This window comes from Haloarcula sp. Atlit-47R, assembly GCF_003665985.1.
Lineage (GTDB): Archaea > Halobacteriota > Halobacteria > Halobacteriales > Haloarculaceae > Haloarcula > Haloarcula taiwanensis.
The window spans coordinates 1-429 of record NZ_QPLQ01000113.1; the positions used below are offsets into that span (position 1 = coordinate 1).

1 protein-coding gene is annotated in these 429 nt (G+C 66.2%); it reads right to left on the reverse strand.

Annotated features, from left to right (window positions below; genetic code table 11):
• Nucleotides 1-417 (reverse strand): HD domain-containing protein (locus tag DVK00_RS21120; RefSeq protein ID WP_147435965.1); only part of this gene is annotated, 417 nt, incomplete at its 3' end.
• Nucleotides 418-429 lie beyond the last annotated feature (12 nt).

The window sequence follows — 429 nt, forward strand, 5'->3', positions numbered from 1 at the left end:
GGAGCCGACCACCACCGATTCACGCGGGTTGACGCTGTTGCTGATGGCGGCCATGCGCAGCACGCCCTCGATCAGCTTGGCCACCACCGCGCCGAACTGCTCCGCCACCACCTTGAGGCTGGTCTTGCCCTCGCGCACGTCGCGGTAGATCACCGCGGCCACCAGGCTGTCCTGGTCGAGCTTGAGGTCGGCGAGGATCTCGGCGATCTCCAGCCCGATCTGGAAGCTCGAGGTGCCCTCGGCCCAGAGGTTCTGCGCCGCGTTGGCCTGCTGTTCCACCTCGCGGGCGAACTCGCAGGCCTGCTTCAGCGCCTCGCGATCCAGCGCCGGATCGACGCTCAGAATGTGGTCCAGCCAGGCCTCAAGATCGATGCTGCCATCGAGGTTGATCGGCTGGTGCGCTCTCAACTGTACCATCGCTACCTTCCC